Here is a 17,220-nt window from a genome sequence, read left to right as displayed (position 1 = left end):
AAATGGTGAGCTATATGCAAATTGAAAAGATTCGCGGTCATCAAACAGAGCAATTATTTAAAGCAGTCCTAGAATTAAAAGATATTGAGGAATGCTATAAATTTTTTGATGATTTATGCACAATCAGTGAAATTCAGTCATTAGCACAGCGTTTTGAAGTTGCGCATTTACTACGTTTAAAGAAAACGTATGAAACAATTAAAAAAGAAACAGGTGCTTCAACAGCAACTATTTCGCGCGTTCGCCGTTGCTTTGATTATGGGAATGATACGTACGATGAGATGTTAGGACGTCTCTATCCAGAAGAAAAGCCATTCACATCAAAGTAATAACGCTCACCGTTCAACTAAACAAAGAGCCATATATAAAAGACTGGGCAAATTCATTCGCTCAGTCTTTTAATATTTTAACGAATTTCGTTATACTGATGAAAGAGTAACTTAAAATACAAAGAAAAAATTAAAATAGATGAATAGGTGGAAATGAGTATGGATTATTTAAACTGGCGCCATGTATTTAAGCTAGACCCTGCAAAGGAAATTTCAGAAGAAGCATTAGAGCAAATTTGTGAATCAGGTACCGACGTTATTTTAGTTGGCGGTACGGATGATGTGACTCTTGATGGTGTGTTAGATTTATTAGTACGTGTGAGACGTTTTTCAGTGCCAATCGCGCTTGAAATTTCAAATTTAGAAAGTGTCACACCAGGCTATGATTACTACTTTATCCCTTCTGTGTTAAATAGTACGGATACAAAATGGGTGAAGGATCTGCATCATGAAGCGATTAAAGAATACGGGGATATTTTAATTTGGGAAGAACTTGTTGCAGAAGGGTATTGTATATTGAATCCAGATTGCAAAGTGGCCCAGGTGACAAGTGCAAAAACGGACCTTTCAGAGGAGGATGTCGTTGCGTACGCGCGTATGGCTGAAAATTACTTCAAACTGCCTATCTTTTATTTAGAATATAGCGGCACGTATGGGGATGTAGAAATGGTAAAAGCAACTGCAGAAGTTTTAGATCATACGAAGCTATTTTACGGTGGTGGCATTACGTCTGTAGAGCAAGCAAAAGAAATGGCGACATATGCGGATACGGTAATTGTCGGTAACATTATTTATGACGACTTAAAAGCGGCATTAAAAACAGTAAATGCAGTGAAAAATATAGATAAATAGTCTATAATTTAAGAACAAACGTTCTCTTTAGATAGGAAGGTGCAAAAATGGAGCACATAGCAAAAAATTTACTAGTAGGTATGAACCCCCAGCAAGCAGAAGCAGTGAAAACAACAGAAGGCCCGCTATTGATTATGGCAGGTGCTGGCTCAGGAAAAACGCGTGTATTAACGCACCGTATTGCGTATTTGGTCGTAGAACGTCAAGTATATCCATCAAAAATTTTGGCGATTACCTTTACAAACAAGGCAGCACGTGAAATGCGCGAGCGTATTGACGGTATTTTAGGAAATGGCACAACAGAAAGCATGTGGGTATCAACATTTCACTCGATGTGTGTCCGTATTTTACGTCGTAATATCGATCGTATCGGATTCTCAAAAAGTTTTTCGATTTTAGATAGCTCAGACCAGTTAACGGTTGTTAAAAATATTTTAAAGCAAGACAATATTGACCCGAAAAAATATGATCCACGTGCGATTTTAAATACAATTAGTTCAGCAAAAAATGAATGTATTACTGTGAAGGAATTTGAAGCAAGTATGAACCCGCACAATCCATTTGAAAAGATTGTCGCACAAGTATATAACGGCTATCAAAAGCGCTTAAAGCAAAACCAAAGTTTAGACTTTGATGACCTAATTATGCTAACAATTCGTCTGTTTGAGGAAGCACCAGATGTATTAGAATTTTATCAAAATAAGTTCCAATACATTCATGTGGATGAATACCAAGATACGAACAAAACCCAGTATATATTAGTACAAATGTTGGCGAAAAAGTTCCGTAATATTTGTGTTGTAGGGGATTCAGATCAGTCGATTTATCGCTGGCGCGGCGCGGATATTACGAATATTTTATCATTTGAAAAAGATTATAAAGATGCCAAAGTGATCATGCTTGAGCAAAACTATCGTTCGACAAAACGTATTTTACAAGCAGCAAATAGCGTCATTGAAAATAATAAAAATCGCTACAAAAAGGTACTACGAACTGACAATGCTGAAGGCGAAAAAATTCAGCTTTATAAAGCAGGCAATGAGCAAGATGAAGCGCAATATGTTGTGCGTACGATTCAAAAGTTAATGAAAGAGGAAGATTATAAACTTGATGATTTTGCGATTCTTTATCGTACAAATGCCCAATCTCGTGTGATGGAGGATGTACTTGTTAAATCGAATATGAACTACCAAATCGTTGGTGGTACAAAGTTCTATGATCGTAAAGAAATTAAGGACTTACTCGCGTATTTACGTTTAATTTCAAATAATGACGATGACTTATCATTAGCACGTATTATTAATGAGCCGAAACGGGCAATTGGTGCGACATCGTTTGATAAAATGCTTGCTTACGCAATTGAGCAGGATCGTTCGATTTTCGATGCAATGAGCGAATTAGTATTCATGGGCTTAACAGGCAAAGCAGCTGCTTCTGCAGAACGTTTTTATACGATGATTCGTTCATTAAGTGAGCGTAAAGATGCGCTTTCAGTTACAGAAATTGTAGAAGAAGTACTTGAAAAATCAGGCTACCGTCAAATGCTAAAAGCAGAAAAATCAATTGAAGCCGAAAGCCGTTTAGAAAATATTGAAGAGTTTTTAACGGTTACACAAGCATTTGAAGCCCGTAGTGAGGACCAGTCACTTGTCGCGTTCTTAACCGACTTAGCACTTGTAGCTGATATTGATTCTTTAGATGAAGAAGAAAAGGCAAAAGGCACAATTATTTTAATGACGATGCACTCCGCAAAAGGGTTAGAGTTCCCAGTTGTATTCATTTTAGGTTTAGAGGAAAATTTATTCCCACACTCGCGTTCACTTGAAAGTGAAGAGGAAATGGCAGAAGAACGTCGCTTAATGTATGTTGGGGCAACGCGAGCAGAGCAACGTCTGTACTTAACATGTGCCGGCTCACGTACGATTTTCGGTCGTACAGGCTATAATGCGCCATCACGCTTTTTACGTGAAATCGATGAGGATGTGCTTGAGCAAGTATCAAAAGCAATCTCAAATTCATACCGAAATGAATCGTTACCATTTACGTCAAATCGCTATGATCGTATGCCGAAAAAACGTTCTTTAGGTGAAGTAAGTGCACCAGCATCACAAATTTCTCGTTTGGAAGCAACAGGTGGCAATCAGTTCTCTTGGAAAATAGGCGACAAAGCATCACATGGCAAGTGGGGTATTGGGATGGTTGTTAGCGTAAAAGGGGAAGGCGACAATATGGAACTTGATATTGCATTCCCAGCACCAACAGGTATTAAACGATTACTAGCGAAATTTGCGCCGATTACGAAAGCTTAGGAGGAGTACGATTATGAATGAAATCGAACAAAGAATTGCAGAGTTAAACAAGCTTCTCCATGAGTATGGTTATGCCTATTATGTGCAGGATAAACCGGTAGTAGAAGATAGTGTGTATGACCAATTATTACACGAATTAATCGCATTAGAAGAAGAGAATCCTGCGTTTATTTATCCGGATTCTCCAACGCAGCGTGTCGGTGGTGCGGTGTTAGAAGGCTTCCAAAAAGTAACGCATGAAACGGCGATGCTAAGTCTTTCAAATGCCTTCAATGAAGAAGAGTTACGCGATTTTGACCGCAAAATCAACCAAGCTATTGGTGATGACTATGCTTATGTTTGTGAGTTGAAAATTGATGGATTGGCCATTTCTTTAAAGTATGAAAATGGTGTCTTCATACAAGGTGCAACGCGTGGGGACGGTAAGATTGGTGAAGATATTACGATGAACTTAAAAACGATTCGTGCCATTCCACTTCGTTTAAAAGAACCACTAACAATTGAAGTACGCGGCGAAGCGTATATGCCGAAAAAATCATTTAATAAATTAAATGAACGTCGTGCTGAAAAAGGGGAAGAACTTTTTGCAAACCCGCGTAATGCAGCGGCAGGGTCCCTTCGTCAATTAGATCCTAAAATTGCAGCGAGTCGTAATCTATCGACATTTATTTATGCAATTGGCGGCGACGGTGAATCGTACGGTATCGATGGTCATTGGGAAATGCTTGCATATTTAGAACAGCTAGGCTTTCCATCAAATAAAGAACGTGAGTATTGTGAAACAATTGAGGACGTTTTAGCGTTTATAGAGAAGTGGACAGAAGCAAGACCAAATTTAGCTTATGAAATTGACGGTATCGTCATTAAAGTAAACCGCTATGCTCATCAAGATGAACTTGGTTTTACTGCAAAATCACCTCGATGGTCAATTGCCTATAAGTTCCCAGCAGAAGAAGTGGTAACGAAGCTCATCGACATTGAATTAACAGTCGGTCGAACAGGTGTCATTACGCCAACTGCCATTTTAACACCGGTGCTCGTTGCGGGGTCTACTGTAAGCCGCGCATCGCTTCATAACGAAGATTTAATTCGTGAAAAGGATATTCGATTAAACGATACGGTCATTGTTCGTAAAGCAGGAGATGTCATCCCACAAATCGTCGGTGTGTTACTAGAACAACGCCCAGACGATGCAGTACCTTATCAAATGCCAACGCATTGTCCAGCTTGTAACGAAGAGGTTGTCCGTATTGAAAGTGATGTTGCTCTGAGATGTGTCAATCCTCTTTGCCCAGCACAAATTGCAGAAGGTGTGAAGCACTTTGTATCTCGTAATGCGATGAATATTGATGGTTTAGGTGAAAAAGTGGTAGAGCAACTTTTACGCGAAAACTACATTCAAGATGTTTCTAATCTTTATGAATTAACTGTAGAAATGCTTGTTAATTTAGAGCGAATGGGAGAAAAATCGGCGACTAATTTAGTTGAAGCACTAGAAAAATCAAAAGACAATTCCTTAGAGCGCTTATTATTCGGATTAGGCATTCGTCACGTTGGTGAAAAAGCTGCAAAAATTTTAGCGGAGCATTTTGAAACCATGGATGCATTCATGTTAGCAACGGAAGAGCAGCTAAAAGAAATTCATGAAATTGGAGACAAAATGGCAGAGTCCATCGTCGCATATTTTGCGAATGAAAAAAGTCAAATTCTCATACAACGTCTAAAAGATTTCGGTATTAATATGACCTATAAAGGGAAAAAAGTGGTAGTTGAAGTTGGTGCGAATCCGTTTGCTGGAAAAACGATTGTCCTTACAGGAAAACTTCAACAATTGACACGTAGCGAAGCAAAGGTCAAAATAGAACAGTTAGGTGGTACGGTAGCGGGAAGTGTCAGTAAAAAAACAGACCTCGTTATCGTAGGAGAAGATGCCGGCTCGAAGCTTGAAAAAGCACAAAGTTTAGGAATTGAAATTTGGGATGAACTTCGCCTAATCGAACAATTACTATAGTAAAGGGGACTTGTTCTCATGAAACAATACCGTTGGATACCAGCGATGATTGCTGCATTAATGCTATCAGCGTGTACACCAAGTATGATACCAGATACAGAGTTAACGCAGGAATCTGAATCGGCAGAAAAAGTGGAAACAACAATTATTCCAAACATGCAGATTAGCGACAATTATTATAAAACGCTTATTCCTTATAAAGAAAGTGCAAGTCGTGGCTTAGTCGTGTCCAATATTTTTACGAAATACGATATGAAAGAAGCGGAAACGGGCTTAATGCGTATTTCTCAAAATCATTTTGATACGGGAAAATACTATTTCCAAGAAGGCCAATATTTAGATGAAGAGACATTGAAATATTGGTTAGCACGACCTAACCAAACGGAAGATAAAGGACCTGAGTACCAAGGGTTAAATCCTTCAAGTATCGATGAAAAAACGGGCGAAGAAATGGACCCTGCAGTGAAGGCGACTGAAGCGCCTGTTTATTTATCACATATCATTGAGCAAAACTATTTAACAAAAACAGACGACAATAAAGTGAAACTAGCGGGTGTATCAATTGGGCTTGCTTTAAACTCCGTCTATTATTATCAAAAAGAGCAGTACGGGGAATTTTATGAGCAAAAGGTATCAGAAGACAAGCTTGAAGCAGAAGGTAAAAAAATTGCACAAGAAGTCGTAAATCGTTTGCGTGCACGTTCGGAATTAGCAGAGGTACCAATCGTTATCGCGTTATTTAAACAAGAAGAACGTAATTCGATTGTTCCAGGAACGTATATGGCCTACAATTTTGTAGATAAGAATACGACAGCTATCGATGATTGGGATGAGATTAGTGAAAAATATGTGAAGTTCCCGATGAGTTCACCGGATGACAGTTACCGTGAAATGAATACAGACTTCATGAACTTCCAACAAGATGTAGATAAATATTTTTCAAACTTCACGAGCGTATTTGCTACTGGCTTCTATCAAAACAAAAAAATTCAAAAGCTTGATATTGAAATTCCAATTCAATTTTATGGAACAGCTGAAATCACAGGCTTTACGCAGTATATAACGGGTCTTATGTTAACCCATCTGCCCCTTGATTTAACTATTACGGTAAGCATTACGTCGGTCAACGGACCAGAAGTGTTAATCGTTAAAAAACCAAATGAAGATGAGCCATTCGTTCATATTTACGAATAAGTAATGTTAAATACCATGCTAAAAATTGGCATGGTATTTTTACGTATCAAGCACTTTCATAATTTAATACGTTAATTTGGTGGAATTCATTAGGTGCTTTGTGCAGATTGCTATAAATTTAAGCAAAGTTATGATTTTTATAAGGAAAAATGGTATGATAATGGGCATGGTTTATTCGATTTTGGAGGTGTAGAAAATGGCAAAATTAACAAAAGAAGAAGTTAAGCATGTAGCACACTTAGCTCGCCTTGCTATTACAGAAGAAGAGGCAGAAAAGTTTGCTGACCAACTAGGTAAAATCACTGATTTCGCAGAGCAGTTAAATGAATTAGATACAACAAATGTTGAACCGACTTCACATGTATTACCTTTAGTAAACGTTCTTCGCGAAGACGTAGCAAAAGAAGGCTTACCTCGTGAAAAAGTAATGTTAAACGTAAAAGAACAAGAAGCTGGTCAAATTAAAGTACCATCAATCATGGAATAATAAGTATTAGGAGGAACAAAACGCATGACAGTATTTGAGCGCACATCAGCACAATTACAAGAGAGCTTAAAAAACGGCGAACTTACAATCGCTGACTTAACAAGTGAAGCATTTGCACGCGTTGAAAAGCTAGAAGGCGATGTACAAGCTTTCTTAGCTTTAAATAAAGAACAAGCAACTGCTCGTGCAGCAGAGCTAGATCAAGTTCCTTTCGAGGAGCGCGGCCCACTATTCGGTATGCCGATTGGGGTTAAAGATAATATCGTAACTGAAGGTTTAGAAACAACTTGTGCTTCTAAAATCTTAGAAGGCTTCATGCCAATTTACGATGCAACAATTGTGAAAAAACTTCGTGATGCGGGTATGGTAACAATCGGTAAATTAAACATGGATGAATTTGCAATGGGTTCTTCAAACGAAAACTCAGCGTATAAAACAACAAAAAATCCATGGAACCTTAACCACGTACCAGGTGGTTCTTCAGGTGCATCTGCAGCAGCAGTAGCAGCTGGTGAAGTACCATTCTCACTAGGTTCTGATACAGGTGGTTCAATCCGTCAACCAGCAGCTTACTGTGGTGTTGTAGGGATGAAACCTACATACGGCCGTGTATCTCGTTTTGGTTTAGTTGCATTCGCATCTTCTCTAGACCAAATTGGACCAATTACACGTAATGTAACAGATAACGCATTATTACTTGAAGCCATCTCGGGCGTAGATGAAATGGATTCTACTTCTGCAGATATGCCTGTACCAAACTACGCGGCAGCACTTAATGGCGACATTAAAGGTCTTCGCGTCGCTGTACCTAAAGAGTTTTTAGGTGAGGGCGTTGGTGAAGCCGCTAAAAAGTCTGTACTTGAAGCATTAGAAGTATTAAAAGCGCAAGGTGCGACAGTTGAAGAAGTATCTCTTCCACACTCTAAATACGCATTAGCAGCTTACTACATTCTTTCATCTTCAGAAGCTTCTTCTAACCTTTCTCGTTTCGATGGTATTCGCTACGGTTACCGTACAGACAACGCGAAAAACTTATTAGAGCTTTACAAACAATCTCGTGCTGAAGGTTTCGGTGATGAAGTTAAACGTCGTATCATGCTTGGTACTTACTCATTATCAGCAGGTACGTATGATGCGTACTACAAAAAAGCGCAACAAGCACGTACATTAATCAAAGCTGATTATGACAAAGTATTCGAAAACTATGACGTAATCGTTGGACCTACAGCGCCAACACCAGCATTCGCAATTGGTGCAAACATTGAAGATCCAATGACAATGTACGCAAACGATATTTTAACAATTCCTATCAACTTAGCAGGTGTACCAGCCATCTCAATTCCATGTGGTTTTGAAAACGGGTTACCACTAGGCTTACAAATTATCGGTAAACACTTCGATGAAGAAACAATTTACCGTGTTGCTTACGCTTACGAGCAACAAACAGATTTCAACACACAAACTCCAGCATTATGGGAGGTAAAATAAGATGAACTTTGAAACAGTCATTGGTTTAGAAATTCACGTTGAATTAAAAACAAAATCAAAAATTTTCTCGGCTTCTCCTAACCACTTCGGTGCAGAGCCAAACACAAATACATCAGTAATTGACCTTGGTTACCCAGGTGTTTTACCAGTATTAAATAAAGAGGTTGTTAACTATGCAATGCGTGCAGCACTTGCATTAAATATGGAAATCGAACAAGAAACAAAGTTCGACCGTAAAAACTACTTCTATCCGGATAATCCGAAAGCTTACCAAATTTCACAATTCGATAAGCCAATTGGTAAACATGGCTGGGTTGAAATTGAAATTCCGGCAAAAGGTGAAACACCAGGCTACAAAAAGAAAATCGGTATTACTCGTCTTCACATGGAAGAAGATGCGGGTAAATTAACACACGCAGATGGCTATTCTTTAGTTGATTTAAACCGTCAAGGTACACCACTTGTTGAAATCGTTTCTGAGCCAGATATCCGCACACCGGATGAAGCGTATGCTTACCTTGAAAAAGTAAAATCAATTATTCAATATTCAGGTGTATCGGATGTACGTATGGAAGAGGGATCACTTCGTTGTGATGCCAACATTTCTATTCGTCCATACGGTCAAGAAGAATTTGGTACAAAAGCAGAGCTTAAAAACTTGAACTCATTCAACTTTGTACGTCGTGGTTTAGAGCACGAAGAAGTTCGCCAAGCAGAAGTGTTAATGGCTGGTGGCGAAATCGAGCAAGAAACGCGTCGTTTTGATGAAAAAACAGGTAAAACAATTCTTATGCGTGTTAAAGAAGGTACGGATGATTACCGTTACTTCCCTGAGCCAGACTTAGTACGTCTTTCTATTTCTGATGAGTGGGTTGAACGTATTCGTCAGTCAATTCCTGAATTACCAGACGCTCGTAAAGCACGTTACGAGTCTGAGTTAGGCTTAACTCCTTATGATGCTTTAATACTTGTAAACAACAAAGACATCTCTGATTTCTTTGATGCAACAGTTACAGCTGGTGCAGATGCGAAGTTAGCTGCAAACTGGTTAATGGGTGACATTTCTGCATACTTAAACGCAGAGCAAAAGGATTTAAAAGATACAACATTAACACCAGAAAACTTAGCTGGTATGATCAAGTTAATTTCTGACGGTACAATTTCTTCTAAAATTGCGAAAAAAGTATTCACTGAGTTAGTTGTTAACGGCGGTGAAGCTGCGAAAATCGTGAAAGAAAAAGGCTTAGTCCAAATTTCTGATCCGGAAGTAATCCGTGGTTTCGTAAACGGTGTATTAGATGCAGATACGAATGCAAAATCTGTAGCTGACTTCTTAGGCGGCAACGAACGTGCGATTAAAGCACTTTTAGGCCAAATTATGAAGGCTTCTAAAGGACAAGCAAATCCACAATTAACAAATAAAATTCTTATGGAAGAAATTAATAAACGTTAATTTTTCTTATAAGATGATAGAGAGCGGCAGTCTATTTTATAGGCTGTCGCTTTTGTTTTGGATTAGAAATTTTTGGTGGTATTAAAGTTGGAATCGTTATGTAAGAAATTTAAGCCTATCTTTATGCTATTTAAAACTTTAAATCTAGTAAAAAAAATCAACCACAAGATTAAACTTGTGGTTGATGAGAAAGGATTAGTTACTTTCTTCTTTTAAAATACGCTGTGTTTCATCAAACTCTTTTTCAATTTCTGCGTTTGGTTTGTATGTAACGATACTTACTATAACCGCAACAACTAAACATGCGATAAATCCAGGAACGATTTCGTAAAGCGAGCTTGATAAGCTTTCAGTTTTCCCCCAAACGAACGCTACAACCGCACCAGCAACCATCCCTGCAAGTGCCCCGTAGTTTGTTAGTTTGCGCCAGAATAACGAAAGTAAAATGATTGGACCAAATGCAGCACCAAAGCCAGCCCAAGCAAATGCTACAAGACCTAAAATTGTACTCTCAGGGTTCCAAGCAACAATTGCTGCGAAAATAGAGACAACTAATACTGCAAGACGCCCCATGAATACGTAATGTTTGTCTGTGCCGTCTTTTTTGAATAATGCTTTATACATATCTTCGATTAAGGCTGAAGATGTAACGATTAATTGAGATGAAATTGTACTCATAACAGCAGCTAAAATCGCCGCTAATGCAATCCCCGCAATGAATGGGTGGAATAAAATTTGGCTCATCACGATAAAAATTGTTTCGGCGTCTTTAATCTGACCACCATTTTGTTGGAAGTAAGCAACCCCGACAAGAGCCGTTGCAAGTGCACCGAGTAAACTGAAGATCATCCAGCCAATTCCGATACGACGTGCATTTTTTGTTTCTTTAACCGATGTAATCGCCATGAAACGCACGATAATATGGGGTTGACCGAAGTAACCTAGCCCCCAAGCAACTGAAGAAATAATCGCTGCTGCTGAAGCAGTCGCTGGTAATAAGCTAAACATGTCAGGATCTACTTGTTTAATCGAGTCAATTGTTTCACCGAAGCCACCTGTTAGAAAAATCCCTACTACAGGAACGGCAATCAATGTAACTAACATGATTAAACCTTGAATTACGTCTGTATAACTAACTGCTAAGAAGCCACCAAATAATGTGTAAGCAACAACTACAGCGGATACAACGAGTAAACCTGTGTGATAATCTAAACCAAATGAACTTTCAAAGAATTTACCACCCGATACCATTCCGGATGAGACATAGAATGTAAAGAATACTAAAATGATAATTCCAGATGCGATACGTAATAATTTTGTGTTGTCACGTAAACGATTGTCTAAATAACTTGGAATCGTGATTGAATCTTTTGTTACTTGTGTGTAGACACGTAGACGTGGCGCTACTAATAACCAGTTTAAATAAGCCCCAATTGTTAAACCAATTGCAATCCACGCTTCAACTAAACCAGATAAATAAATAGCACCTGGTAATCCCATTAATAACCAACCGGACATATCTGCAGCGCCAGCACTTAGCGCGGTAACTGTGGCACCCAAACCACGGCCACCTAACATGTAATCTGTTAAACTACTCGTTTTACGGAAGGCATACCATCCAATTGCTAGCATAGCGATCATATAAAGGACGATTGCTAACAATTGCCAACTGTTATCTGACATAAACATTTCCCCCTTGTATAAAGTTATCTATTTTTTGCTAAGTTTAGCATGGAGATTTAACACCTCACAACGCAAAAAATCTTAGCACCTTACCCCTTTGGTAGTAATTATTTTTTCGATTTTGTTAATCGACCAGCTAAAAACGCACCAGCTGCAACAGCTAAAATCGTGTTCGTTTTTTTATTAAATACTTGCTTTGTCACAAGTGAAATATTTTGGGGACGCTCTGCTAAACGGCGCATAAAGTAGCCGTACCAATCATGACCAAATGGCACGTATACGCAGAAGTTATAGCCTTCTTTAGCAAGGCTTAATTGCATATCTTTACGGAAGCCATAAAGCATTTGGAACTCGAATTTATCATACGAAATATTGTGTTTTTTCACGAACTGCTTTACATGATTAATTATATTATGATCATGTGTCGCGATTGATGTAAATTTACCATTTAGTAAATGATATTCGATTTGCTCGATATACTTACGGTCGATTTCTTCTTTTGTTTGATAAGCAACTGATTCGTCTTCTTTGTAGGCACCCTTAACTAGGCGTAAACGATAGTCTTTAAAGCGTTCTACATTTTCATCTGACTCGAAGAAGTATGCTTGAATAACTGTTCCAACATTACCGTATGCCGCATTTAATGATTCTAAAAGGTCAAATGATGGATGTAAACGTTCATAGTTTTCCATGTCGAAATTAACAAAAATTTGATACTCGTTTGCTAATGCAACGATTTCTTTTAAGTTTTCATAGCAAAAATCATAATCAATATCTAAACCTAATTGAGAGGGCTTTAAAGAAATATGCGCATCTAAATTTTCCGCGTGAATACGTTCAATCACCGCTAAAATTTGTTCCTTAGCTTCTAATGCAGCAGATTTTTCGAAAACAAATTCCCCTAAATTATCAACGGTACAAGAGATGCCGTTTGCGTTTAATTCTTTAATGCTTTGTACAACCTCGTCGATATTTGTACCTGCAACGACAGTTTGCGCCCCCATTTTAAAACCGTATTTTTGGGCAACAGAATTTAATGTTTGGTTTTCAGAAAGTGCGATAAAAAAATCTTTTAATGACATTTTGGATACTCCTCCTGGATAGAAAAATTATTTTGTTCATATTGAGGTGAGTATAAATCAAAAAAATAAAAATGGAAATAGAATTTAAGTGTTTAAGTGATTGGGAAAAGAAAAAAACGAGGAGTACCAATAGTTTGGGAACGAAAAAATTTTATTGAAATATCTTTTTAATGTTATTTTATTTCTTGAAAAAGTGTAAATTTTAATAGGTGCATCGAAATAATGCAGGGGCATATAAAAAAATAAAAGCCCTAATAATAGGGCTTTTAACATTCGAAAATGTAATGGTATTTTCCAATTTTAATTTTGAACAGTACATTATTTACGTTTTAAACGATACTGTAAGCCTTGGCGATGAATGTTTAAGGCCTTCGCAGTTTTTGAAATATTGCCGCCGTTAAGTTGTAGGGCATGGCTAATATAATGATCTTCGACTTTTCGCATATACTCATCAAGTGGCTGCAGTTCTTGTTGTGTAAAATCGAAAAGATTTTGTACTTCAAGGGAAACAGGCTCGGCTTGTTTTAATTTCCACTTGAAGTAAGCGGGAATGAGCGATAAATCAACATATTTTTCATTCGTTAAAAGTACACTAATATCATCTAGCAGTACTTCGAGTTCTTTTAAATTGCCAGGCCAATCATATGAGCGGAAAATTTCTGCCACTTCAGGTGCTAGTCCTCTTACAGACACGCCAAAATTATTGCGGCGTCGTGCAAAATAATCATCAACGAATGGCATAATATCTTCCTTACGATCCCGTAATGCAGGAACTTGAATGGTTAAGTTTGAAAATAAATAATATAAGTTCTTTGAAAGACGACCTTGCTGGATTAAATCGATTGGATCCTCTCCAATACTTGCGATGAATACGTGATTACGGTCATTGTGCATTTCTAGTAACGCAATAATTTTTTCCTGGGCAGCGCTTGATAAAAATTCAATTCGCTCAGCAAAAAAGGTGTAATTTTTTTCTTCGGCAATGTATTTTTCGATTTGTGTTAATAGCGTATCTTCATTACGACGACAAATGAGCGTAATGAAGCGTTCATTTTTTTCTAATAATTCGTGATGAATGCCTTCTGCAATCATATCTTTACCAGTGCCAGATTCTCCGACAAGCATAACAGGAATGCGACCGAGTGCAGCAATTTTAGCTTGTTGAATGACCTGCTTCATCGATTTTGAAACGGCAGTAATAATATCAAAAGTAAGTGGGGCACCGTAACGACTAAGTGGCCGATCCATTAAAAATTCCTGTTGTGTTACATCCCGTGACAATTGAATCGCAATTTTTGTTCCGTCACTTAGAGTGTAAGGGTAATAATCATTAATCATCGTTACTTCTTCACCACGTGCGTTCCAAAATGTTTGTTTTACATGTTTAAAGCTTTGAGCCGAAGCTAATACCTTTTGCAGCATATTTTGCTCGAGATTAAAATCAAGTGATTGTGAAATGAATCGCTGCGATACTTGTTCAAGTGTTTCACCTGACAATTCACGCATCTTTTTGTTGTAGACGATGACTCGTCCAAATTCATCTATGGCACAAAGCCCGGTATCTATTTTTTCAATCATCAGTTCAAAAACACTAGAGATATCTAGCTGTTTCATGAGATAACCCCCTTCATTTTATTGTATCATGGACATATCGTTAGTTAGATAATTTTTGAATTAAAGAAAAAAATATTGATTTAAGCAATATAATATTGCATAATTCGATTTAAGGGAAATATTAAAATGCAAAATTTTATTGCACTTATTATCGGAGGTAATGATAAATGATTAACTACAAACACGAACCATTTACAGATTTCTCGGTAGAAGCAAATAAACAAGCGTATTTAGATGCATTAGCAAAAGTCGAGTCACAATTAGGCACAGAATATCCATTAATCATTGGTGGCGAGCGTATTACAACGGACGAAAAAATCGTCTCTTACAATCCAGCAAAGAAGACAGAAGTCATTGGTTCTGTATCAAAAGCGTCACAAGAGTTAGCTGAAAAAGCGATGCAAGAAGCAGATAAAGCATTCCAATCTTGGAAAAAAGTAAAGCCAGAAGTACGTGCTGACGTATTATTCAAAGCGGCAACAATTATTCGTCGTCGTAAGCATGAGTTTTCTGCTTGGTTAACAAAAGAAGCAGGTAAGCCATGGAATGAGGCAGATGCAGATACAGCAGAAGCAATCGACTTTTTAGAATACTACGGTCGTCAAATGCTAGAGATGAAAGACGGACGTAAAGTAGAAAGCCGTCCAAACGAATTTAATCGTTATGATTACATTCCACTTGGAATTGGTATTGTCATTTCACCATGGAACTTCCCGTTCGCTATTATGGCGGGGACAACGGTAGCGGCTGTTGTAACAGGGAACACGGTATTATTAAAACCAGCTTCAACAACACCAGTTGTCGCTTATAAATTTATTGAAGTATTAGAAGAAGCAGGCTTACCAAAAGGTGTCGTAAACTATGTACCAGGTAGTGGTGCTGAAGTAGGGGACTATTTAGTAGATCACCCGAAAACACGCTTCATTAGCTTCACTGGCTCTCGTGATGTTGGCTTACGTATTAACGAACGCGCATCAAAATTAAATGATGGTCAAATTTGGATTAAACGCGTTATCGCTGAAATGGGCGGTAAAGACACAATCGTAGTCGACAAGGAAGCTGACTTAGAATTAGCGGCACAATCAATCGTAAAATCAGCATTCGGCTTCTCAGGTCAAAAATGTTCAGCATGTTCACGTGTTGTCATTGTAAAAGATGTGTATGACCAAGTAGTAGCACGCGTTGAAGAATTAACAAATGCTTTAACAATCGGTGATCCTGTAGATAATGCTAACTTTATGGCGACAGTTATCGATGCTGCGGCATTTAAGAAAATTAACGATTATATTGAAATCGGTAAACAAGAAGGTCGCCTAGTTTCTGGCGGTACTTCAGATGATTCAGTAGGCTATTTCGTTAATCCAACTGTATTTGCAGATGTTGCTCCAGAAGCACGTATTATGAAAGAAGAAATTTTTGGACCAGTCGTAGCAATTGCAAAAGCAGATAACTTTGAAGATGCAATTGCGATTGCAAACAACACAGAATACGGATTAACTGGTGCAGTTATTACATCAAACCGTATGAATCAAGAATATGCACGTGAAGAATTCCATGTAGGAAACCTTTACTTCAACCGCGGCTGTACAGGTGCAATCGTTGGTTACCAACCATTTGGTGGCTTCAACATGTCAGGTACAGACTCAAAAGCAGGCGGACCAGATTACTTAACTTTACACATGCAAGCAAAAACGACATCAGAAGCGTTCTAATTTTTTCAACTACTACGATTTTGTTAGAACTCCTTTTTGATATAAAAACTCCTTCACAAATATTTTGTGAAGGAGTTTTGTCTTTGTTTAATTACTTAACCCATTCCTTAACTTGTGCTTCCGTTCCGAAAACGAAGTGGTTAGGACGTGCTTCAATTACTATTGCAGCTGGATCATGATCGACATGTTTGTACGGGATACGTACACGACTTTTCTCATACTCAGGGTTTGGCTGAGGGACAGCTGAAAGTAGAGACTTCGTATAAGGGTGAACAGGATTATTATAAATTTCATCCGCTGAACCAAGTTCTAAGATTTTCCCACGGTACATAACCGCGATACGGTCTGAAATGTATTTAACCATTGATAAGTCATGCGCAATGAATAAATACGTTAAACCACGTTCCTTTTGAAGTTGCTTTAATAAGTTAACAACTTGCGCTTGGATGGAAACATCAAGTGCAGAAATCGGCTCATCTGCAATGATGAAACTTGGGTCTAAACTTAGTGCACGTGCGATGCCGATACGTTGGCGTTGGCCACCAGAAAATTCGTGGGCATAACGGTTCGCATGTTCGCGTGTTAAACCAACTGCTTCAAGTAATTCACTAATGCGCTCTTGGCGTTCTTTTTTATTTTTATAAAGACCATGAATTTCAAAGCCTTCTGCAATTAGTTCCCCAGCAGTCATACGAGGGTTTAATGACGCGTATGGATCTTGGAAAATCATTTGCATTTCACGGTTAAACTGCATTAATTCTTTACGTGATTTTAACTCGGAAATATTTTGACCTTTAAACGTGATTTGACCTTCAGTAATGTCATAAAGGCGGATAATTGAACGACCAGTTGTTGATTTACCACAACCAGATTCGCCAACTAAACCTAAAGTTTCGCCTTCATATACATCAAAAGAAATACCATCAATCGCTTTAATCGGTTGTTTAGCTGAACCGAAATATTGTTTTAAGCCTTTAACTTCTAAAATTTTATTTGCCATATTCAT

General features: G+C 38.0%; 13 protein-coding genes. 9 read left to right on the top strand and 4 right to left on the bottom strand.

From position 1 onward, the window contains the following. Positions 1 to 14: 14 nt before the first annotated feature. From DCE79_RS16410 to gatB, 8 genes are all read left to right on the top strand, one after another. On the top strand, positions 15 to 329 hold the full coding sequence (locus tag DCE79_RS16410; protein ID WP_108714523.1) for a YerC/YecD family TrpR-related protein: 315 nt from the start codon (positions 15 to 17) through the stop codon (positions 327 to 329). Positions 330 to 488: 159 nt separating this feature from the next. Continuing rightward, positions 489 to 1,181, top strand: a complete 693-nt coding sequence (locus DCE79_RS16405) for a heptaprenylglyceryl phosphate synthase (protein WP_108714042.1) — start codon at positions 489 to 491, stop codon at positions 1,179 to 1,181. 47 nt (positions 1,182 to 1,228) lie between these two features. After that, complete coding sequence (gene pcrA, locus DCE79_RS16400) at positions 1,229 to 3,490, top strand: DNA helicase PcrA (protein ID WP_108714041.1); 2,262 nt, start codon at positions 1,229 to 1,231, stop codon at positions 3,488 to 3,490. 13 nt (positions 3,491 to 3,503) lie between these two features. Next, on the top strand, positions 3,504 to 5,501 hold the full coding sequence (ligA, locus tag DCE79_RS16395) for an NAD-dependent DNA ligase LigA (protein ID WP_108714040.1): 1,998 nt from the start codon (positions 3,504 to 3,506) through the stop codon (positions 5,499 to 5,501). 18 nt (positions 5,502 to 5,519) lie between these two features. After that, positions 5,520 to 6,695, top strand: a complete 1,176-nt coding sequence (locus DCE79_RS16390; RefSeq protein WP_108714039.1) for a CamS family sex pheromone protein — start codon at positions 5,520 to 5,522, stop codon at positions 6,693 to 6,695. Between the two features lie 196 nt (positions 6,696 to 6,891). Next, positions 6,892 to 7,182, top strand: a complete 291-nt coding sequence (gene gatC / locus DCE79_RS16385) for an Asp-tRNA(Asn)/Glu-tRNA(Gln) amidotransferase subunit GatC (RefSeq protein ID WP_108714038.1) — start codon at positions 6,892 to 6,894, stop codon at positions 7,180 to 7,182. Positions 7,183 to 7,206: 24 nt separating this feature from the next. Further along, positions 7,207 to 8,670 (top strand): Asp-tRNA(Asn)/Glu-tRNA(Gln) amidotransferase subunit GatA, encoded by a 1,464-nt coding sequence (gene gatA, locus DCE79_RS16380; RefSeq protein ID WP_108714037.1) that lies wholly within the window; start codon positions 7,207 to 7,209, stop codon positions 8,668 to 8,670. A 1-nt stretch (position 8,671) separates the two neighbouring features. Beyond that, entirely contained in the window at positions 8,672 to 10,123 is a 1,452-nt protein-coding gene (gatB, locus tag DCE79_RS16375; protein ID WP_108714036.1) for an Asp-tRNA(Asn)/Glu-tRNA(Gln) amidotransferase subunit GatB, read from the top strand. Between the two features lie 195 nt (positions 10,124 to 10,318). On the opposite strand, the gene putP is transcribed toward gatB, so the two are convergent. The 3 genes from putP to DCE79_RS16360 all read right to left on the bottom strand — a co-directional run bounded on the left by putP (position 10,319) and on the right by DCE79_RS16360 (position 14,502). After that, entirely contained in the window at positions 10,319 to 11,806 is a 1,488-nt protein-coding gene (putP, locus tag DCE79_RS16370) for a sodium/proline symporter PutP (protein WP_108714035.1), read from the bottom strand. Between the two features lie 107 nt (positions 11,807 to 11,913). Then, positions 11,914 to 12,888 (bottom strand): proline dehydrogenase family protein, encoded by a 975-nt coding sequence (locus DCE79_RS16365; protein ID WP_108714034.1) that lies wholly within the window; start codon positions 12,886 to 12,888, stop codon positions 11,914 to 11,916. 318 nt (positions 12,889 to 13,206) lie between these two features. Continuing rightward, positions 13,207 to 14,502 carry an AAA-type ATPase lid domain-containing protein gene (locus DCE79_RS16360; protein ID WP_108714033.1) on the bottom strand — a complete coding sequence of 432 codons (1,296 nt, stop codon included), beginning with the start codon at positions 14,500 to 14,502 and terminating at the stop codon, positions 13,207 to 13,209. A 167-nt stretch (positions 14,503 to 14,669) separates the two neighbouring features. Between DCE79_RS16360 and pruA the strand changes: the two genes are divergently transcribed. After that, entirely contained in the window at positions 14,670 to 16,214 is a 1,545-nt protein-coding gene (pruA, locus tag DCE79_RS16355) for an L-glutamate gamma-semialdehyde dehydrogenase (protein WP_108714032.1), read from the top strand. Between the two features lie 91 nt (positions 16,215 to 16,305). Here the strand turns inward: pruA and DCE79_RS16350 are convergent, their stop codons facing one another. Next, complete coding sequence (locus DCE79_RS16350; protein ID WP_108714522.1) at positions 16,306 to 17,214, bottom strand: ABC transporter ATP-binding protein; 909 nt, start codon at positions 17,212 to 17,214, stop codon at positions 16,306 to 16,308. Between the last annotated feature and the right edge of the window lie 6 nt (positions 17,215 to 17,220).

The sequence above is a fragment of the Lysinibacillus sp. 2017 genome (assembly GCF_003073375.1).
Taxonomy (GTDB): Bacteria; Bacillota; Bacilli; order Bacillales_A; family Planococcaceae; genus Solibacillus.
Note: the sequence above shows the minus strand (reverse complement) of the source record. Positions and strands in the feature narration are given on the sequence as shown.

Coding starts and splice junctions, on each gene's coding strand:
- DCE79_RS16410 (WP_108714523.1), top strand. CDS start 15: ATGCAAATTGAAAAGATTCGCGGTCATCAAACAGAGCAATTATTTAAA.
- DCE79_RS16405 (WP_108714042.1), top strand. CDS start 489: ATGGATTATTTAAACTGGCGCCATGTATTTAAGCTAGACCCTGCAAAG.
- pcrA (WP_108714041.1), top strand. CDS start 1,229: ATGGAGCACATAGCAAAAAATTTACTAGTAGGTATGAACCCCCAGCAA.
- ligA (WP_108714040.1), top strand. CDS start 3,504: ATGAATGAAATCGAACAAAGAATTGCAGAGTTAAACAAGCTTCTCCAT.
- DCE79_RS16390 (WP_108714039.1), top strand. CDS start 5,520: ATGAAACAATACCGTTGGATACCAGCGATGATTGCTGCATTAATGCTA.
- gatC (WP_108714038.1), top strand. CDS start 6,892: ATGGCAAAATTAACAAAAGAAGAAGTTAAGCATGTAGCACACTTAGCT.
- gatA (WP_108714037.1), top strand. CDS start 7,207: ATGACAGTATTTGAGCGCACATCAGCACAATTACAAGAGAGCTTAAAA.
- gatB (WP_108714036.1), top strand. CDS start 8,672: ATGAACTTTGAAACAGTCATTGGTTTAGAAATTCACGTTGAATTAAAA.
- putP (WP_108714035.1), bottom strand. CDS start 11,806: ATGTCAGATAACAGTTGGCAATTGTTAGCAATCGTCCTTTATATGATC.
- DCE79_RS16365 (WP_108714034.1), bottom strand. CDS start 12,888: ATGTCATTAAAAGATTTTTTTATCGCACTTTCTGAAAACCAAACATTA.
- DCE79_RS16360 (WP_108714033.1), bottom strand. CDS start 14,502: ATGAAACAGCTAGATATCTCTAGTGTTTTTGAACTGATGATTGAAAAA.
- pruA (WP_108714032.1), top strand. CDS start 14,670: ATGATTAACTACAAACACGAACCATTTACAGATTTCTCGGTAGAAGCA.
- DCE79_RS16350 (WP_108714522.1), bottom strand. CDS start 17,214: ATGGCAAATAAAATTTTAGAAGTTAAAGGCTTAAAACAATATTTCGGT.